This is a genomic window from Colwellia sp. Arc7-D, assembly GCF_003061515.1.
Classification (GTDB): Bacteria; Pseudomonadota; Gammaproteobacteria; order Enterobacterales; family Alteromonadaceae; genus Cognaticolwellia.
In genome coordinates this window covers 3,399,234-3,417,793 of record NZ_CP028924.1, presented here as the reverse complement: position 1 = coordinate 3,417,793, position 18,560 = coordinate 3,399,234, and the positions used below count along the sequence as shown (strand labels likewise).

14 protein-coding genes and 2 tRNA genes are annotated in these 18,560 nt (G+C 37.7%); 6 read left to right on the top strand and 10 right to left on the bottom strand.

Annotation, left to right across the window (positions count from 1 at the left end):
• The first annotated feature begins 293 nt into the window (after positions 1 to 293).
• On the top strand, positions 294 to 1,103 hold the full coding sequence (locus DBO93_RS14755) for an RMD1 family protein (protein ID WP_220466187.1): 810 nt from the start codon (positions 294 to 296) through the stop codon (positions 1,101 to 1,103).
• A 246-nt stretch (positions 1,104 to 1,349) separates the two neighbouring features.
• On the opposite strand, the gene DBO93_RS14750 is transcribed toward DBO93_RS14755, so the two are convergent.
• The 5 genes from DBO93_RS14750 to mutY form a co-directional block, all read right to left on the bottom strand.
• On the bottom strand, positions 1,350 to 2,144 hold the full coding sequence (locus DBO93_RS14750) for a transporter substrate-binding domain-containing protein (protein ID WP_162533801.1): 795 nt from the start codon (positions 2,142 to 2,144) through the stop codon (positions 1,350 to 1,352).
• Between the two features lie 186 nt (positions 2,145 to 2,330).
• A tRNA-Thr gene (locus DBO93_RS14745) sits at positions 2,331 to 2,406 on the bottom strand.
• 112 nt (positions 2,407 to 2,518) lie between these two features.
• Positions 2,519 to 2,594: transfer RNA gene (locus DBO93_RS14740), tRNA-Phe, on the bottom strand.
• Between the two features lie 382 nt (positions 2,595 to 2,976).
• The gene (locus tag DBO93_RS14735) at positions 2,977 to 3,249 is read right to left on the bottom strand and encodes an oxidative damage protection protein (protein WP_081151890.1); all 273 of its coding nucleotides are present in this window, start codon (positions 3,247 to 3,249) and stop codon (positions 2,977 to 2,979) included.
• 44 nt (positions 3,250 to 3,293) lie between these two features.
• Complete coding sequence (gene mutY, locus DBO93_RS14730; protein ID WP_108457014.1) at positions 3,294 to 4,376, bottom strand: A/G-specific adenine glycosylase; 1,083 nt, start codon at positions 4,374 to 4,376, stop codon at positions 3,294 to 3,296.
• A gap of 129 nt (positions 4,377 to 4,505) precedes the next feature.
• Here mutY and DBO93_RS14725 point away from each other — a divergent pair, with 129 nt between their 5' ends.
• On the top strand, positions 4,506 to 4,844 hold the full coding sequence (locus DBO93_RS14725) for a YggL family protein (RefSeq protein ID WP_108457013.1): 339 nt from the start codon (positions 4,506 to 4,508) through the stop codon (positions 4,842 to 4,844).
• A gap of 147 nt (positions 4,845 to 4,991) precedes the next feature.
• On the top strand, positions 4,992 to 5,717 hold the full coding sequence (trmB, locus tag DBO93_RS14720; RefSeq protein ID WP_108457012.1) for a tRNA (guanosine(46)-N7)-methyltransferase TrmB: 726 nt from the start codon (positions 4,992 to 4,994) through the stop codon (positions 5,715 to 5,717).
• Positions 5,718 to 5,820: 103 nt separating this feature from the next.
• Here the strand turns inward: trmB and DBO93_RS14715 are convergent, their stop codons facing one another.
• The 4 genes from DBO93_RS14715 to DBO93_RS14700 form a co-directional block, all read right to left on the bottom strand.
• Entirely contained in the window at positions 5,821 to 6,186 is a 366-nt protein-coding gene (locus tag DBO93_RS14715; protein ID WP_239059006.1) for a hypothetical protein, read from the bottom strand.
• Between the two features lie 193 nt (positions 6,187 to 6,379).
• Positions 6,380 to 9,661 carry a hypothetical protein gene (locus tag DBO93_RS14710; protein ID WP_108457011.1) on the bottom strand — a complete coding sequence of 1,094 codons (3,282 nt, stop codon included), beginning with the start codon at positions 9,659 to 9,661 and terminating at the stop codon, positions 6,380 to 6,382.
• Positions 9,662 to 9,980: 319 nt separating this feature from the next.
• A complete protein-coding gene (locus tag DBO93_RS14705) occupies positions 9,981 to 10,457 on the bottom strand; it encodes a methylated-DNA--[protein]-cysteine S-methyltransferase (protein ID WP_108457010.1) in 477 nt (158 codons plus the stop codon).
• Between the two features lie 42 nt (positions 10,458 to 10,499).
• The gene (locus tag DBO93_RS14700) at positions 10,500 to 11,933 is read right to left on the bottom strand and encodes a DNA-3-methyladenine glycosylase 2 (RefSeq protein WP_108457009.1); all 1,434 of its coding nucleotides are present in this window, start codon (positions 11,931 to 11,933) and stop codon (positions 10,500 to 10,502) included.
• A 345-nt stretch (positions 11,934 to 12,278) separates the two neighbouring features.
• On the opposite strand from DBO93_RS14700, the gene DBO93_RS14695 reads away from it, so the two are divergent.
• The gene (locus tag DBO93_RS14695) at positions 12,279 to 13,880 is read left to right on the top strand and encodes an ATP-binding protein (protein ID WP_108457008.1); all 1,602 of its coding nucleotides are present in this window, start codon (positions 12,279 to 12,281) and stop codon (positions 13,878 to 13,880) included.
• 150 nt (positions 13,881 to 14,030) lie between these two features.
• Here DBO93_RS14695 and DBO93_RS14690 read toward each other — a convergent pair whose 3' ends face one another.
• Positions 14,031 to 15,755: a Na+/H+ antiporter NhaC family protein gene (locus tag DBO93_RS14690; RefSeq protein WP_108457007.1), complete on the bottom strand. Its 1,725-nt coding sequence runs from the start codon at positions 15,753 to 15,755 to the stop codon at positions 14,031 to 14,033.
• Positions 15,756 to 16,021: 266 nt separating this feature from the next.
• Here DBO93_RS14690 and DBO93_RS14685 point away from each other — a divergent pair, with 266 nt between their 5' ends.
• Together DBO93_RS14685 and DBO93_RS14680 are read left to right on the top strand one after the other, a co-directional pair.
• Positions 16,022 to 16,693 (top strand): GntR family transcriptional regulator, encoded by a 672-nt coding sequence (locus DBO93_RS14685; RefSeq protein WP_108457006.1) that lies wholly within the window; start codon positions 16,022 to 16,024, stop codon positions 16,691 to 16,693.
• Between the two features lie 296 nt (positions 16,694 to 16,989).
• On the top strand, positions 16,990 to 18,546 hold the full coding sequence (locus tag DBO93_RS14680; protein ID WP_108457005.1) for a SulP family inorganic anion transporter: 1,557 nt from the start codon (positions 16,990 to 16,992) through the stop codon (positions 18,544 to 18,546).
• Positions 18,547 to 18,560 lie beyond the last annotated feature (14 nt).

Below are 18,560 nucleotides of genomic sequence, written 5' to 3'. Positions count from 1 at the left end.
ATAAAAGCGCAGAATCAGCCGAATTTTTTACTTTGATGAGAATTTCTCTTGTTGCTAGGTAAGGTAAATAAAGAAAAACTTAAGCAGCAGAACCTATTCTAACAATTGCATTTCTAAGTGAAACAATAAACGTTTCATAAATAAAAGGCTTGAAATTAAAGTTAGTTAGGAATGAAAAGTAGAATGAAAAATAATATAAAGGCAATTAATTGAGACAAGCTAATGTAGCTAGTCTTGAAAAATATTCATACAGTGATAACACCGAAATTTAATGAGTACCCATGGAACAAGTAATGAGAGATAACAACATCGAATTTAGTGATAATAAGTTATCTGTTTACAACTTTGGTGATGATTTTTCATCAGCGAATTCGAATATAAACAAACGTTTTTTTGAAGGTGGAACCCGTTATAGAGATGCAGTGCAAATAGTTGTAGCAACTGGAGAGTATTGGTTGTTTGATTATGGCGTAGTGGTATTTTGGGCGGTAGATAAAACTGCGCGCCAAGCTTTAATCAGCAGCCTAAAAAAAGACAATACAACACATTTTGAACAAATCGAAGAACATTTAAGTTTCACTTTTGCTAACGAATTAATGATAAAAAAAGATGTTATTTCGTTGCCAGACCATGATCCTTTAATGCGTTTAGCAATAAGCCATGCTTTAGCGCAATCGAGCAAGCTTATGGAGTACGAAGTTCAAGCGCAAAATTCGATAAAAAACTATTCACATATTCCAGAAGAGTTAGCTAAGTTTGGCAAAATATCTATCAGTCAGAAAGAAATCGCTAAAATTAGAGGGACGTTACTAAGCACGAAAAGCGACATTATTCTCCATTATGGTTTATTAGATACTCCCGATTTTTTTTGGGAATATCCTGAATATGAAGCCATTTATGAACGTATGGCTCGCTACATGGATATACGCCAGCGCGTAGATTTATTGTCTAAAAAACTTTCAACGATTAATGAGTTATTTGAGGTGCTAGCTGAAGAACAAAAACATCAACACTCTTCATTTTTAGAATGGATTATTATCGTATTGATCGGTATTGAAATTGTTTTCTTTCTTGTACAAGAATTCAAAAATTTAATGGCTTAACTTATCATAATACTAGCTTAGCTTAGCTTAGCTTAAACCGAGCTAGTATTGGTGATACATTGATTTATAACGCCTGAGACACTCCATTGGGCGTTTTATATTTTAGAGCCAAATGAAGATGTTGTTAAGTATATAAGTACCGAACTTTAAACTATTTTTATAGCACTATTTCAATCGGTAGGTTTCATCGATAAACCGGCTAACTTCAGCAGAGTCTGTAGTTTAATTTCTTAGTTTATCTTGAGCTTAGAACGCAGGCCTGTAGTGCTCAGGGTGTTTTATTCTAAAATCATTAATAACATGCTTAAATTCATTATTTGAATAAAGTTCTTGTGATAATTGTGTGAAATCTTTAGCTAAATGGGCAATTTTAGATTTTTTTGATAGAGCGATAAATAAGAATGAAGCATCATCTAAAGTGACTGTGATTTCTCTAATTTCATGATTATTAGGAGGGATATATTTATCTAAATCGTTAAAGTCAGTCGATATGACCACATCAACTTTCCCTGCTACTAAAACCCGAAAGGCAGCCGCCATATCATTAACATACACTTTTTCAAAAAAAGTATCAGGCGCATTGTCAAACTTTTCAAACTGCTTTATTTCTTTTAAAACCGCTATTTTTAAACCTTTAAGGTCAGCAAAGCCACTAATGGTTGGTCCGCCTTCTTTTACATAAAAAGATTTTTTATGTAATGAACTATAAACCAGTAAATGAGCGAAATTTCGGCGCTCAGGTGAGTCTAACAGACCCGACATAATATCCACTTTGCCTGCTTTTAACATACCTAAACAACGCCAAATGGTATTATTCTCAGTAAATAGTACTTTATAACCGAGTTTATTAAATAGATAAGTTGTTGCTGCAATGTTTTCGCCGATAGGTGTTTGGCCTGGCAATACTATTTGGTGAGGTGGAAAATGCGAAACACACATGGTAAGAAATTTATCTTCAGCACCATAAGCTATATCAATTTGTGCAATTGACAATACAAATATCAAAGCTGTGATGTACTTCGTTAACAATAGAGTGCTCATTTTTACATTATAAAAACTGTCAATATTATAAGGTATGTAAAAAGATAAGTACAAGCTAGCGCACATATCAAACCAATCATGTCTTTTACGTTTTTATACAGACTGAACTAATCAAGGTGCAATCAGAGGCTTTTTTATTGAGGCAATAAAAAAGCCTCAACATTGCTGTTGAGGCTTCGTTATGAATGGTGCCGACTGCCGGAGTCGAACTGGCGACCTACTGATTACAAGTCAGTTGCTCTACCAACTGAGCTAAGTCGGCACACGAAAACGTGTGCGATAATTATGTTCTATGAACTAACTATCTTGGCACCGAATCAACATCGGAACTTGTTGATTCTACAGTTAACTTAATTAAAAGCTAAAAGTGTAAATGGTGCCTCGACCCGGAATCGAACCAGGGACACGAGGATTTTCAATCCTCTGCTCTACCGACTGAGCTATCGAGGCACATTAACAATCATAATGATTGCTCTGTACATTGTCTTCTTGGCTGTGCCTTGAAGACGGGGCGTATTAAACTGTTTTTCGTTTACCCCGTCAACCCTTTTTTTTAAATAAATGTTTGTTTGCCGTTTTTTTCTACGTATTGTGCTTTTATGGAGCAATATGGCCAAGTTTTTCTATTTATTCGCTGAAAATTTTTCTATTCACTGTGAAAAAGTCATAAGTGATATGTGGGAATTACTCGCCTAATTATTAATAATTTATTAAATTAAAATAACAAAAATTGCGGTAATTGAGCTTTTTCATTGTTTCTTGTTGATGCGGGCAAAAAAAAACGATAAATAATTTACCGTTTTTTTTGTTTTTGAAATTTGCTATTCGAATTTTATTTTTTCTCTGGTGTATAGCCTTCAATGTCAGGTTCTTTACCTTCGAAAAGATAAGCAACCATGGCTGTTTCTAAAAATGCGCGATCGTCAGGGTTCATCATGTTCATTTTCTTTTCGTTAATCAGCATGGTTTGCTTCTTTTGCCAAAGCCCCCAAGCTTCTTTAGAAATGTTATCAAAAATACGTTTGCCAATTTCGCCCGGATAAAGTTGAAAACCAAGGCCTTCGGCTTCTTTTTGTAAATTTTGGCAAAAAACGGTACGGCTCATAATTAATTCTCTTTTTGGCTAATGTATTTGTATGTATAAGTTAGTTAAACAGGTAATTGTTCAAGCTGTTTAATGAGTTTTTGCGTTGATGCGGCTAAGCCCACTGACGCTACTGTGGCTAAATTGTACCATTGCAAAGTGCTATTTTCGCTAATTTCTTTTACCGGTAGCATTTCACAATCTACAACTATAGCTTCTATGTCGAGATGAAAGTGGCTAAAGGTATGTCGAAATTTGTCTAAAGCGAAGGTGGTGGTTTGCTTTAGGTTTAACTTGGTTAACAAGTCAGGCAATTCGCTAATATCTGATAACTCCAAAAAGCACCATAAACCGCCCCATATACCTGCAGGAGGGCGCTTTTCCATTAAAATTTGTTGCTCAATGCGAGGAATAACCATGATGGTGTGCTTTTCAGGAATGGTTTTTTTCGGTTTTTTTTGTGGATAGCTTGCTTGCTCGTTGCTGGCGTTGGCTAAACAGCTAGTATTAATAGGGCAAATATCACATTTAGGTTTAGAGCGCGTACAAACCATCGCGCCTAAGTCCATCATGGCTTGATTAAATTGCGCCACACCAGTCTTGGGCGTTAGTGTTTCAGTGATTGGCCATAAGGTCTTTTCATATATAGCTTGGCCTGCATGGCCTTGTACTTTATAGCAGCGCGCTAGAACGCGTTTTACATTGCCGTCTAAAATCGCGTGGTGTTTATTTAACGCTAAACTTAATATGGCTCCAGCGGTTGAACGGCCAATACCGGCTAGTGCGATAACGTCGTCAATATTTTCAGGAAATTTTCCGTGATAGTCGTCACGTATTATTTTAGCGGTTTTGTGCAGGTTTCGTGCTCGTGCGTAGTAACCCAAACCTGTCCAATGATGAAGTACAGTATCTTCATCAGCATTGGCTAAATCAATAATATTAGGAAAGCTTTCCATAAATCTTAAATAGTAAGGAATAACCGTTGCTACTTGCGTTTGCTGTAACATAATTTCGGAAATCCATACCCGATAAGGGGTTTTATCTTGCTGCCATGGCAAGTGTTTTCTGCCTTGCAACTGAAACCATGATAATACTTGGTCGCTAAATTGTTGCGCAGATTTGGCTGATATAGTGGTTTTATTTGTCATAATGGCGACAGTGTAGCGAATAAAGCTGAGATTTTCATTGCAAAAATTTCTATTGCCACTATCCTCTCGCACAGAGTAAGTGTTAATAAAAATAAGGTTTGGCTTGAGCCAAGTCGTAAGGAATTAAAAATGAAAATAGATGCAAAAAACCGTAGTAATCGTTTACGTAAAAAATTACGTGTTGATGAGTTTCAAGAATTAGGTTTCGATATTGCTTGGAAACTTGATGATGGCACTGACAATGAGTCAGTTGATGCATTTTTAACGAAATTTTTCGACGAAGCTATTGATCCAAACGGTTTAGGTTTCGGTGGTGAAGGTGATACTTTATGGCATGGTCTTATTTGTACTCAACAATTAGGTAAATGTACTGAAGAACACCGCCAATTAGTTGAGAAATGGTTAACAGATAACGGCGCAAGCTCAGTTACTGTTGGTCCATTATACGACGTTTGGTGGGCAGAGTAGCCTTTAGTAAACTCGTTTAAGCCATAAAATATATACGGGTGTTAAATTAGTTCTTGTGAGGCGTTATGCCGAGATTGAATTTCAGTCAGTAAACAAGGATAATATGCGCCCTAATTTCGATGAAGCAACTAAATAATAGATAGCATTATGATAGATAGAAGCCACAAAACCGTTGAACAAGCAGAGCAAGAAGGCAAGTACATTAGAAAGGTACGCAGCTTCGTTAAACGTGAAGGTCGCCTTACTAATGGTCAAGCAAAAGCTTTAGAGCAATTTTGGGACACCATGGGGTTGAACCATGAAAGTGGTTTAATTGATCCTAGTGCTTTGTTTGGCAATAATAACCCGGTTGTACTCGAAATTGGCTTTGGTATGGGTAAGTCGTTAGTTGAAATGGCTAAAAATGCCCCTGAGCTTAACTTTATTGGTGTTGAAGTTCACCGTCCTGGCGTTGGTGCTTGTATTGGCTTAGCGCAAGAAGAAGGTGTTAATAACCTTAAAGTGTATGAGCACGATGCTATTGAAGTGTTAGCCGATTGTATTCCTGCCGAGTGTTTAACAACGGTTCAGTTGTTTTTCCCTGATCCTTGGCATAAAAAGAAGCATCATAAACGTCGTATCGTGCAAGCTAGTTTTGTTGAAGCTATACGTGAAAAGCTTAAAGTTGGTGGTGTGTTCCACATGGCTACTGACTGGGAAAATTACGCAGAATGTATGTTAGAAGACATGACATCTGCGCCAGGCTTTAACAACTTATCTGAAAACAATGATTATGTGCCGCGCCCTGATTCTCGTCCATTAACTAAGTTTGAAGACCGCGGTCAAAACTTAGGCCATGGCGTTTGGGATCTACAGTTCAGTCGTATCAGCTAAATTAAAAAATAATTTATCTATATCAGTAAGGTGGTAAACGCTATGTTAACGCCACCTTTACTTTAATGCTAAATCTAGCAGTTGTTGCCATTGTTGCTGGCCGTTATCGGTGTAATTTATCGCGCTCAATATGGAACAAGTGCTGACTATTACGTAAATTCCCTGTCTCTTTTAACCATTGCTCATCAATAATCTCACGCATCAAGGCAGCTTGTAACGTTCGTGCAGTGCAAGCACTCCAATAGGTAATTGTGGCTTCCTGATGAACTTGAGTATTAGGGAGCTCATCGCAACGAGTTTGTGCCATTTCTTCAATAATACTATCAATAACTTTGGGTGTTAATTCTCGTTTGATTTGCTGTTTAAATTGGGTGAAATGCTTAGCACGCATTAACTGCCAAATTAGCCAAACTAAGAATAAAACTGCGATTACAACAATGATTTCCAAAACAGCGCTCAAATAATTCATAAAATAACGCGATATCATAGCAGTATTTTTTATTCACAGTTAAGGTTTTTAATGGTGATTATTTCATACTGTTTCTAGCACGTTAAACCCGACCTTGAGGCTTTAGATTAGTTGTTAGCATGTTGTTAAAGGTATAAAAAAAGGAAGCATAAAAGCTTCCTTTTTTAATTACACGTTCTTAAACGAAAACTTGTTAATACTCGATGGGTGCAGCAGTAGTGAGTAAACCTAATCCCGATTGCTGATATTGCTGTTTAAACTCGGCAATATCTTGCGCTAAGAAATGGTTAACTTCGTCTATTCCTTTTTTCAATGCAGCTTTACCTTGCGCTAAGTAAAGTTCAGCTGTGGGTGAAGGTTTACCGTAGCGACTGCCAGCATAGCCCCAAGCGATAAATATTTTAGAGCTTACTTTATAGCTTTCATCAACAATGCCATTGGTTTTAGGAATAGAGCGTAAGCTTTTATCTAGCTCTGCAATTTTTTTAATTAAAGCATCTGCACTGGTGCTAAGCATTTTTTCTGTACTTGTTGCTTTGCTTTTATCATCGGCTAATTTTCCTAACGCTTTATCAGCCATCGCTTTGATTAACTCAACATCTTTTTTACTATCCACTAAGGCATGAGCCGCTTTGGTGAGCGTTGAATACATGTCTACGGCTTGATGCTGTAAATTATAACTCGCAGTTAAATCTTGCGTAGAAACATTAAAGCGTGGATCTTTTAATACCTGTGCTGTGGTTTCAAATTCATGATGGTTTAATTTAACCGTGATGCTATAAGTACCGGGTACAACTTCAGGGCCAGCAGCTAAAATATCTTTGTCTTCTTCAGGTTCGTCGCCAGGCATATCTAACGCGCCATCAGACTCTAAACCCCATGCAATACGATTTATACCTTGTTTGATTTTGCTGACAAATGTTCGGACCACTTCACCTTGACTGTTTTTAACCGTAATACGAGCTTTATCTGAAAGTGCAGGTTTCTTATCATCAGCTTTTTTAGCAGCGGAGTTTTTATCTGCTTTGGCTTTTTCTGCTTTTGCTTTCTCCGCTTTATTTAACTGACGCGCTTTTTCTTTATCTTCATCCGGATGTATTAAATGTTCGCCTGATGTCATGATGGTCAGCGTAGCGCCATAGACTTCGTTTTCGCCAACATAAGCGGCGTCACCCCAGAAACGTGATGATGGTGCACGGTTAGTCACATACTGCTGACCATCAGAAACACTTAAAAGCTTTAATGGTGCTTTGAAAGAATCTTCAGATAAGCCACGCAGTGCACTGTAGTCATCAATAACAATAATCGAGCGACCATGTGTTCCCAGTACTAAATCATTCTCACGTTGTTGAATAGCCATGTCCATTACAGAAACCGTTGGTACACCTTGGTCATATTTAAACCAAGAATCACCGGCATCGGTAGAGGCATATAAGCCTAACTCAGTGCCTAAAAATAATAAGTCTTCATCAACATGATCTTGTTGCACGGATAGGGCATAACCTTTGATGTTTTTAGCGGTTAAATTGGTAAATTTACTACCATACTTTGAGGCTTTAAAAATATAAGGGCTCATGTCGCCACGGCGGTGATTATCAAAAACAATAAAAGCTTCGTCAGCATTATAAAGCGACGGTGTTATATGAGGAATAAATGCATTTTTTGGCGCTTTACGTGCTTTTTTCTCGACACTTTTCCAGGTTTCTCCACCGTCTTGTGTGACATGAATTCTACCGTCATCTGTACCAATCCAAATAACCCCTTGTTTGATTGGGCTTGGCGCTATGGTAATAATTGCGGTGTTGTTTTCAGCGGCAGTAACGTCAGGGGTTAAACCACCTGAATCTTTATAGCGTTGAAAGTCTGGATTGTTGGTTGAAAGATCTTTAGAGATCACTTGCCAAGTTTCACCTCGGTCAGTTGATTTATGAACAAATTGACTACCATAATAAATAGTATCTTTGTTAAATGGGTCTTGTGCTAAGCCGGCATTCCAGTTGAAACGCAGTTCAGTTTCTGGGGTTGGTGGTGGTGGCATGATCAGACTTTGCTCACCGGTATTAAGATCCCAACGATTTAAATAACCCCCTTGTGATTGGCTATAGCCTTTTGTTACGTCATCAGGAAATGGCATGGCATCAAAACCGTCGCCAAAGCCAATTTCTTGCCAATGAACGTTACGAATGCCAGCGCTGTGCCAAACTTCCGCTGGGCCGCGCCAAGAACCGTTATCCTGTAAACCGCCATAAATATTGTAGGGTTGAGCATCATCAACGCGAATATGATAAAACTGAGAAATGGCTAGGTTTTGCACGAAACGCCAGCTGTCACCTTTGTCTTGGGTAATCGATACGCCGCCGTCATTACCTAAAATTAAATGTTTTGAGTCATTAGGATTTATCCATAAAGTGTGATTATCAATATGAATATTATTACCTGCAGCACAGCAATCAACTTTTTCAATCTTGTTAAAGGTTTTACCGCCATCAATTGAACGACGAACAAAGGTTGCTATGTTATAAATTACATCGGGATTATTTGGATCAACTTCAATTTCTGAATAGTAAAATGGACGATCAGCAACACCTATTTCATCATTAACTGTTCGCCAGCTATTGCCGCCATCGTCAGAGCGCATAAGTGCACTTTTTTCAGCTTCTATTAATGCGTAAACAGTATTTGGCTGACTTTCGGCAACATCGAGTGTTATACGGCCTAAATCACCTTCAGGTAAGCCATCTGCAGCGGTTTTTTCTTGCCAGGTTTCACCACCATCAAGTGAGACAAATAAGCCTGAACCTGGCCCACCAGATTCAAAACGGTCTGGCCAACGTCTAAATTGCCACATTGAGGCATAAAGCTTATTTGGGTTACTCGGATCCATTTTAATATCTGTTGCACCTGTGGTGTTATCAACAAATAGAATTTTCTGCCAGCTTTTACCACCGTCGATAGTTTTATAGATACCACGGTCTTTATTTTCAGCCCATAAGGTACCTAAAGCGGCAACATAAGCGATGTCTGGATTTGTTGGATGCAATGCAATGCGATTAATGTGCTCAGTATTTGCTAAGCCCATTTTGTTCCAACTTTTACCAGCATCAATTGATTTATAAATACCGCCACCAATAGATACTGAGTTGCGAACATTACCTTCGCCGGTGCCCAACCAAACAATATCAGGGATTGCCTGATTAATAGCGATAGCGCCGGTTGAGGCATATTCTTCATGTTCAAAAATGGGTGTCCATTTCAATCCAGCATTTTCAGACTTCCATACACCACCTGACGCGGCCGAAGCATAGACAATATTAGGGTTTGAGATGACGGCTTCGATATCAGATATGCGTCCGCTTGTGGCTGCTGGACCAATATTTCTCACTTTGATACCTGACAGTAAATCGGTATCTATGGCGGCGGATGCACTGGTGCTAATAGCAGCAGTGAGCATCAAGGAGGTCAGAGATTTTTTCATCGATTTTCCCTATTATTTATCATTGTATGTTTATCGATAGCGTGTGATGAGATAAGGCTTAGATTAAACTGGTTATTTAGCCTTCTTTAATCATCACCACATCAAGCTTGAATTAGATCACTTTAATTAGAATAGATTAGTTGTTAGATAATGTTTTATCACTTTATGATCTGTAATGATTTAGTGATACGCTAAATTGATTGATTTTTACGATATATGGCGAAACATTGTCACCGTGGCGAATCAATACAAATGCTATGAATCCTTGTAGTAAAAAGCGAGCAGTGTACTTAATTCAATATATTTTTATTTAGCAATGTTAAGGCTTAAACTGCGCACCTTCATGTATTAACAGTTTAGCTTTTAAGCCTAAACCACCCGCATAGCCAGTTAATTTACCGTTACTACCAATAACTCGATGGCATGGCACTATAAGGGCGATAGGGTTGGCACCATTTGCTGTACCCACCGCGCGTACGGCTTTTTCGTTATTAATGCTTTTCGCAATCCAACCATAGCTTTTAGTTTCACCGCACGGGATCTCGGTTAACGCTTGCCAAACTTGTTTTTGAAAGTTAGTGCCTGTTGGCGCCAATGGCAGATCAAAGTGTTTTCTTTCACCGCTAAAGTACTCATCTAATTGCTGAATAACCTGAGTGAATTTGCTGTTGTTTTCAGAAAAGCCAGTAAAGGTAATTGGAGATTTTCCTGCTTGAAAGGCTAGGGCACTTAATCCATGGTCATTTGCCGTTAAGGCAATTTCACCTAAGGGGGATTGATAAATACAGTAATACATTTTGTGGTTCCTCAGAAATATGTCTTTGTGTTCACTATTTTTTTATTGTGTTGCTAACGACTGCCACAAATAAATAGCAGCATAAGCTCGCCAAGGTCGCCAACTTTCTGCCAATGCGAGTATATCTTTATTTCTAGGTTTTATTTCATTAAAAGTTAGGGCTTTAATAATACCTAAATCAGCGCTTGGAAACGCGTCTGGGTCGCTTAAACCTCGCATACCAATATAATTTACGGTCCAAGGGCCAATACCTTTGAGTTTTGTTAATGTTGCTTCTAATTCTTCAATGGTTAAACCTTTAGTAAATATACTCTCGTGCTGCTGAAAATAGCTGACCCAGGTTTGCAGTGTGGCAATACGAGAACGAGTTAAGCCAATGTCTTGATAATCTACATTCAATAATGCTGCAATTTTTGGGAAGTACTTTGTAGCATTAATGTTTTCGGGTTGCTCAATATCAACAAGGTCATCGCCATATTTTTCTGCGATGCGTTGTGCCAAGGTTGTTGCGCCTTTTACCGATATTTGTTGGCCGAGAATTGCTCGGATAGAAAATTCAAAAATATCCCAACACCCCGGTAATCGCAGGCCAGAAAATTGTTCAATAATTTTTGCTAATATCGGATGTGACTTTAAATGTTGATGAATAATTTGCATATCGGCGTCTAAATCAAACATTCGCCTAACACGAGCTATAATTTGATTTAGATAACTATAGTCAGTTAACTTAACCGTGAGGTTTAAGGCACTTTTGCTTGAGTGATGAGTGACTTTTATCCAGCCACGACAACTTTCTAGCTCAATGGTACGAAAATAATGTTCTGTAGTAATATCTTCAATGTTACTCATTTTTCTTGAGCGGAAAAAACTCAGCATTAACGGCCAGTCAAAGGGTGCTTTATAAGGTAATAAGATAGTAACTTGGTTTTCAGATGTCATTGTTTTATTGCCTCTGATCTCACTCGGCGACGTTTTGTAGGTTTGTAGAATGACTTCATTGAATCGACGTATGCTATTAAAGCCGGCAGCGAAAGCAACGTTTGTAATACTTAAGTGTGTTGTAGTGAGTAGTTTGTGCGCTAGCAATAATCGTTGCTGATGAAAAAACTCTGAAGGTGCTAATCCATAATACTGCACAAATAAACGACGAATTTGTCTGTCGCTGATTTCAAGTTGCTCAGCACACTTTTGTAAACTGAAACCGTTTTCGTAATAAGCTTGCGTTATTTGATTGATTTTTCTGGGTAATGGAAGGTTTGGCGCAAGTTGTGGAAAGCAGCGTTTACATGGCCTAAACCCTGATTTTTGTGCTAATTCTGCACTTTCATAATAAGTCACGTTTTCTGGCTTTGGAGGTCTAGCAGGGCAAATAGGACGACAAAAAATACCCGTTGTGATCACGGCGGTAAAAAACTTGCCATCAAAACGAGCATCACGACTTAAGCGGGCATTTTCGCAAACCTCTACACTGAACATACTTTTCCTTATGACGTCTTTTTATTTGATAATAGCTTTATTAAAGATTAATTTTATTTTTGACAGATCATACGTTAGACAATGTAAATAACTAGCGACAATCGGACAAGACCTAAAATATAAAGTTAATTGGTTTGTAATGAGTCGACTTATGAGTTTTAGATTAACATTCATAAGACATGGCGTGCTTTATAGGTTAAATTAAAGTGATAGGAAGTATTAACTTTGGTATACAGGTTTTTTTGCCATATCGTTAATACCTGAAATTAAAAGTTGTTGTTTAGCTAGGTTATTAATTTACTTAACAACATGATCGAAAGTGATAAACAAGGTGTGTATTAAGTAATGAGCAATAAGAGTGCTTTTAATAGTAAATTAAGTCGACGTGTCTTTATTTACATTTTTTTGTGCAGTGCTTTATTGTCAGTTGCCTCTACGTTGATTCAATTGTACGTAGATTTTCAAAACGGTGTTAACACTCTTGATGAACGTTTTGACAATATTGAATCAAGTTATAACCAATCAATTTCTACCAGTTTATGGGATTTTAATGAAGGACTGGTTGAGCAACAAATTGCCGGTATTCAACGTCTGCCTGATATTCGCCATGTTCGGTTAACCACTAGTTTTGGGAAAATATACCAAGTGGGCGATATTCTTACCGAAGCTAAAAAAGTGGAAAGCCATCCTATTTCATTTGAAGGTAATGTTATTGGCACTATGATTATTTCTGCTGACTATCAGGATATATATCAGCATTTGTGGCAAAAAGCCGGTTTTATTATTTTTACTGAATTTATCAAAATATTTATAGTCGCACTCTGTACCTTTTTTATTGTTCATTGGTTTATTACCCGTCATTTATATCGTATTACTCTTTATTCTCAAGCAATGAGTGGGGATAGTTTAGATCGACCGTTAATGCTAGAAAATCGTGGCAAAAAAACTGATGAACTTGATGAGCTGGTTTCGGCCATTAATGACATGCGACTAACACTTCAAAACGATATGATTAAATTAGAAGATGCCGAAAATGCCTTGATTAACCTCAATGGCGACTTAGAAATTAAAGTTTATGAGCGCACATCTAAATTATCTGAAAGTAATCAGCAGTTACAAAACTCGCTTGATGCGCTAACCCTAGCTAAAGATCAACTCGTACAGTCAGAAAAAATGGCATCACTAGGGCAATTGGTTGCAGGTGTTGCACACGAAGTAAATACGCCGTTGGGTATCTGTGTAACATCACTTAGCGCTTTAAAAGAAAAATTTCATGAGCTTGAACAGGCACTGAGTGATGAAACACTAACAAGAAAGCAATTAACTTCAATTTTAGACTTATTTGGTGAGTATGAAAAAATTATTGACCGTAGTTTAAATAAAGCGGTTGATTTAATTCGAGGTTTTAAATCAGTTGCGGTTGAATATCATACCGATCCTAAGATAAAAATTAATTTATCTCAGCATGTTCACGACATTGTTAATACAGTGAAAACTTTATTTAAACAGAAAAATTATACGATTAAAATATTAGTCGATGAAGACCTTAATTTAGTAACTTTTCCAAGTGCTTGGAATCAAATATTAACTAACTTTTTGACTAATTCACATTATCACGGTTTTGAAAATATTATAGAAGGTGACATCTCTATAGAGTTTAAGGTGATTGAACAACACCTTGTACTGACATATCAAGATAACGGTAAAGGTTTAGATGATAAGGTTAAAGATAAGATATTCGACCCTTTTGTGACCACAAAAAGAGGCTCAGGTGGTTCAGGGCTTGGAATGAATATTGTTTATAATTTAGTTAATACCAAACTTAGCGGTAGTATAAAAATTCTAACTACTGATCATGGATGTTGCTTTGTTGTTGAGGCGCCTCTTGAAGATGAGTCTGGCGATAATAGTATTAAAGAAGGGCCTGAATTAACATTAATTCCATAATGTTATCAGGCATATTATTTTTCATCATTGGTAGTATTTAAAATACTCACTATTATGATTTCTATAAGTCGTAAGCTCAATCCAAACTAATCCAACTTCACCCAAAAATATATTTAGGTTTTATGGCTTTATATTTTTTTGGGGGGTAGGTTAAGCAAAAAAATAAGCGGTTAACGTCCATAGTACACCAGCAAGAGAAGCTGCCAGAGCTGCGGGTGCAAGCTGAGATTTTACATGGTCCATTAAGTCACAGCCTGTTGTCATCGCGCTAAGAATCGTGGTATCTGAAATAGGCGAACACTGATCTCCGAAAACACTGCCGTTCAGAACCGTTGCGAAACAAAGCATCATAAACAATTCAGGATTTGTTACCCCTTGGCTTTGACAAATAGCCCATGCTAATGGCATTGCTAAAGGAAAGGCTATCGCATAGGTTCCCCAACTGGTACCAGTGGAAAAAGCAATAATCATAGTGATCAGCTGTAAAATTACCGGTAAACACCAAAATGGGAGTTGCTCTCCAAGTAGAGACACTAAAAATAATCCCCCACCAGTTTCTTTACTGATACTGCCAATAATAACCGCTAGCATTAAAATAACTGATGCGAATACCACGCCTTTTAAGCCGTTACCAAAGCCGTCAACTACATTATTTAAAGACATTCCTTTGATCAAAGCAATAACAGCAGAAAGTAATAATGCAGCGCCAAAAGCCCAATTGATTTTAGGTGATCCGAGCATAATAAAACTACCAATAGCAATGGCGGTTAAAGTAACTAAAGGTAAAATAAATTCAAGCACATGAGGCTTATACCCTTGCGGTATATCTGTGCTTTGTAACTCTTTCGCGCTTAACGGCTTAGCTCCTGGAGCATCGAGCTTACTTGTGGTTTCAGCACGAAGCTTTGCTGCTCGTATGCGCTTACCAGAAAAAGTGGTGATATTAAGGCTCAGTAGTAACGTGCCTGTAACAGCAAACATACTGTAAAAGCTAAACGGAATACTTTGGAAGAAAAAACTGATCCGGTCAGCCTCTGTGGCTAAAAAAGAAACACCGGGAATAAATATCAATGCTTGAACATATGCTGGCCAAGCATTAAAAGCCAAAATTGATGCAATAGGGGAAGCTGTTGAATCTACAATGTAGCTCATTTCTTCGTGACTTACCTTTGCTTTGTCTGCCAAAGGCCGCACTGTGGTGCCAACTAAAACGGTGCTCATTGTGCCGCCTTGGAAAAATAACATCCCTAAAAGCCATGAAACTAACTTTGCTGATTTTCTCCCTTTGACAAAATGTTTAGTCATGTAATTAGCAAAAGCTTGCGCTGCACCTGTTTTAGACCATATACCTAATAAACCACCCAGTAACCATAAATACAGCAACAGCAATGCAGCGGTGCCTTCTTTGGCAAGGTTTGGAATAATCACTTTGTCAGTTAAGTCGTAACGTCCGAGCATAATAGAGCCAACAATAACACCGCCAAGTAATGCGGTAAGGGGCTCTCGTGTTAATAAACACAAAATAATAGTGATTAAGGCAGGTAAAAGTGACCATATACCAAAATGAAAGGCTGGTTTTAATAATTTTAATTGTTGTTTTTCGTCGGTAACCCATTGCTGTTTAAGCTTTGGTGGACTGTTTTTATTATTAAGATTTTGCTGATTAAGTGGAGAATCTTCATAATTGACGACAGAATCAATGATGACTTTTTGTTCTTTATAAATATAGCTAGAAACACCTGCTTCATTGGTACTTACATCGTACACATAGCTTTGTTCTACCCAATGAGGTGCGATAAATTGTTTTATGTAAATTGCCGATAATATGGCAAAAATAAAGGTAACTAAAGCGATTCTATTGCTTTTTATTGGCATAAATGTCTCTTTTTTTTATTTGAGATTTATTTGAGATTTATTTGCTCAGTCTTATTGTGTTATATGCCAAGCATAATTTATATCTTTAACGATAACAGAATATTGAAGCGATGAAAGGGGATTAGATCTGAAGTTATAAGTTTTTAAAATACTCGTTTAGCAAGTTTTTTGAACATCATGTGTTTTTATAGCCTTACAGTACGCTATTGTTTTGTGTTTAGCTCGTGGTTCTTTATAATGGTAATAACATTTTTAGGAAGCCTTGTATGAGCATTGTATATAAAACTAGAACTCAATTAGTTGTTGAAACCCTTAGAGAAAAAATATTAAGTGGTGAGATTAAAGCGGGTCAACCTTTGAGACAGGCCGCACTTGCAAGTGAACTTAATGTTAGCCGAATTCCGGTGCGAGAAGCTTTACTGCAACTTGAAGGTGAGGGCTTAGTGGTTTTTGAACCACATAAAGGGGCAACGGCGACTGAACTTAATGCAGAACTAGTTGATGAGTTATTTGAATTGCGCGCTATGCTAGAAGCTGATTTACTGGCTAATTCTTTGCCAAATATTAGCGACGAAAAGTTAGAGGAAGCCACTCAGTTTCTGTTGAAATTAGATAAAGCCCTTGGTCAAGAGAATGCCGCCAATACATGGAGTGAGCTTAATTCAGGCTATCATAACTGTTTATATTCGGGCGCTAATCGACCACAAACATTAGACTTGGTAAATACACTGAATAAAAGCGCAGATCGTTATATTCGCATGCATTTACTTTGGGCTGGTGGAATATCTAAGGCTGAATCTGAGCACAATGAAATTTTAGCCTTAAGTAAAGCGCGTAATATTGATGCGGCTGTAGCATTGCTCAAGCAACATATTTTAGGATCTCGTGATGAAATTAAAGCCTTTTTAGAAGCACGTGAATCAAAAATGAATAGCTAACCATTTCGAAATAAAACTGAAATAAACTCTCCACACAAGTAGCGATTTTCTTACGAATATTACTTGTTTTTCTTGATATTTACCTTGATGTTAATTTGAACAAATATTGACATTTTACTGATATTTCTATAGTATTCCGGCGCCTTCAAACCCCGAATGATAACGTTTTTCGTTTAACTTACTTGGTATAACTTATCATTAAGTTAATTTTTTGGGGGCTATGCCCAATTTAATTAATTCAAGCTAGTTTTATACTGTGCTTGTTTTTTGATGTTCTAATCAAAGTAGAGAAAATAATGTTTGAATTACACGCCAGTAAAGTGGCAAATTTAAAAAATGATGTTTTGTCAGGTTTCACTGTAGCCTTAGCCTTGGTGCCTGAAGCCGTAGCATTTGCTTTTGTTGCTGGTGTTGAGCCCTTAGTTGGTTTATATGCTGCATTTATGGTGGGTTTAATCACATCTATTTTCGGTGGCCGACCAGGTATGATTTCTGGTGCTACAGGCGCCATGGCGGTTGTAATGGTGAGTTTAGTTGCTATTCACGGTGTCGAATACTTATTTGCCACTGTTGTACTGACCGGGTTACTGCAAATACTAGCGGGGCTGTTCAAGCTCGGTAAGTTTATTCGCTTAGTACCTCATCCAGTTATGCTTGGCTTTGTTAATGGCTTAGCTATTGTTATTTTTCTTGCGCAGTTAGGGCAATTTAAGGTGACTAATGAAGATGGCGTATTAGCGTGGATGCAAGGCAGCCAAATGTTAACTATGGTTGGTCTTATCGTGTTAACTATGGGTATTATTCACTTTTTACCTAAGTTAACTAAAGCTGTTCCGTCATCACTTGTTGCCATTGTCGTTGTAACATTACTTGCGCAAAGCCTTGATTTAGATGCGCGCACAGTCGTCGACTTTGTAAGAGATATGACCAATGACCCTATGGCTTCTATTGCCGGCGGTTTACCACAATTTAGTATTCCAAGCGTGCCATTTAGCTTAGAAACACTGCAAGTTATTTTACCTTTTGCTCTGATTTTAGCGGCTATTGGCTTAATCGAATCATTACTGACGTTAACATTAATTGATGAGTTAACTGGCACACGTGGTCATGGTAACAAAGAATGTGTTGCACAGGGTGCAGCAAATACAGTAACAGGTTTCTTTGGTGGCATGGGTGGTTGTGCCATGATTGGACAGTCAATGATCAATGTAAACTCTGGCGGTCGTGGCCGTATGTCGGGTGTTACTGCAGCACTTGCATTACTAGGTTTTATTTTATTTGGTTCTAACCTAATTGAACAAATACCGCTAGCGGCACTTGTTGGTGTTATGTTTATTGTTGTTATTGGGACCTTTGAATGGTCAAGTATTCGTATTCTAGGTAAAGTGCCAAAAGCAGACGCTTTTGTCATTATATTAGTTTCTGCGGTTACGGTAGCTACTGATTTAGCCATAGCCGTTGTGGTTGGTGTTATTGTATCTGCATTAGTATTTGCTTGGGAGCATGCTAAACATGTTGTTGTTCACCGTTCAGTTAATGCTAACGGTTCAACGGTTTATGATGTAAGTGGCCCGTTATTTTTTGGTTCTGTATCGAGCTTTTTAGAACAGTTTGATATGGAAGGCGATAGTGATGATGTTATCGTTGAGTTTAAAAATTCACGCGTTGCTGACCATTCGGCTATTGAAGCCATAGATACTTTAGCAGAGCGTTATATTAGCCGTGGTAAGCAAATGCATTTAAGACATTTAAGTAAAGAATGTACGCAACTGTTAACTAAAGCTGGCAGCTTAGTCGAAATTAATGTTATCGAAGACCCTGATTACCATATTGCTACTGATAAACTCGGTTAACAAATTCTATAAAA

Excerpts from the sequence above, each read along its gene's own strand:
- DBO93_RS14755 (WP_220466187.1), top strand. The coding sequence starts at position 294 with ATGAGAGATAACAACATCGAATTTAGTGATAATAAGTTATCTGTTTAC.
- DBO93_RS14750 (WP_162533801.1), bottom strand. The coding sequence starts at position 2,144 with ATGAGCACTCTATTGTTAACGAAGTACATCACAGCTTTGATATTTGTA.
- DBO93_RS14735 (WP_081151890.1), bottom strand. The coding sequence starts at position 3,249 with ATGAGCCGTACCGTTTTTTGCCAAAATTTACAAAAAGAAGCCGAAGGC.
- mutY (WP_108457014.1), bottom strand. The coding sequence starts at position 4,376 with ATGACAAATAAAACCACTATATCAGCCAAATCTGCGCAACAATTTAGC.
- DBO93_RS14725 (WP_108457013.1), top strand. The coding sequence starts at position 4,506 with ATGAAAATAGATGCAAAAAACCGTAGTAATCGTTTACGTAAAAAATTA.
- trmB (WP_108457012.1), top strand. The coding sequence starts at position 4,992 with ATGATAGATAGAAGCCACAAAACCGTTGAACAAGCAGAGCAAGAAGGC.
- DBO93_RS14715 (WP_239059006.1), bottom strand. The coding sequence starts at position 6,186 with ATGAATTATTTGAGCGCTGTTTTGGAAATCATTGTTGTAATCGCAGTT.
- DBO93_RS14710 (WP_108457011.1), bottom strand. The coding sequence starts at position 9,661 with ATGAAAAAATCTCTGACCTCCTTGATGCTCACTGCTGCTATTAGCACC.
- DBO93_RS14705 (WP_108457010.1), bottom strand. The coding sequence starts at position 10,457 with ATGTATTACTGTATTTATCAATCCCCCTTAGGTGAAATTGCCTTAACG.
- DBO93_RS14700 (WP_108457009.1), bottom strand. The coding sequence starts at position 11,933 with ATGTTCAGTGTAGAGGTTTGCGAAAATGCCCGCTTAAGTCGTGATGCT.
- DBO93_RS14695 (WP_108457008.1), top strand. The coding sequence starts at position 12,279 with ATGAGCAATAAGAGTGCTTTTAATAGTAAATTAAGTCGACGTGTCTTT.
- DBO93_RS14690 (WP_108457007.1), bottom strand. The coding sequence starts at position 15,755 with ATGCCAATAAAAAGCAATAGAATCGCTTTAGTTACCTTTATTTTTGCC.
- DBO93_RS14685 (WP_108457006.1), top strand. The coding sequence starts at position 16,022 with ATGAGCATTGTATATAAAACTAGAACTCAATTAGTTGTTGAAACCCTT.
- DBO93_RS14680 (WP_108457005.1), top strand. The coding sequence starts at position 16,990 with ATGTTTGAATTACACGCCAGTAAAGTGGCAAATTTAAAAAATGATGTT.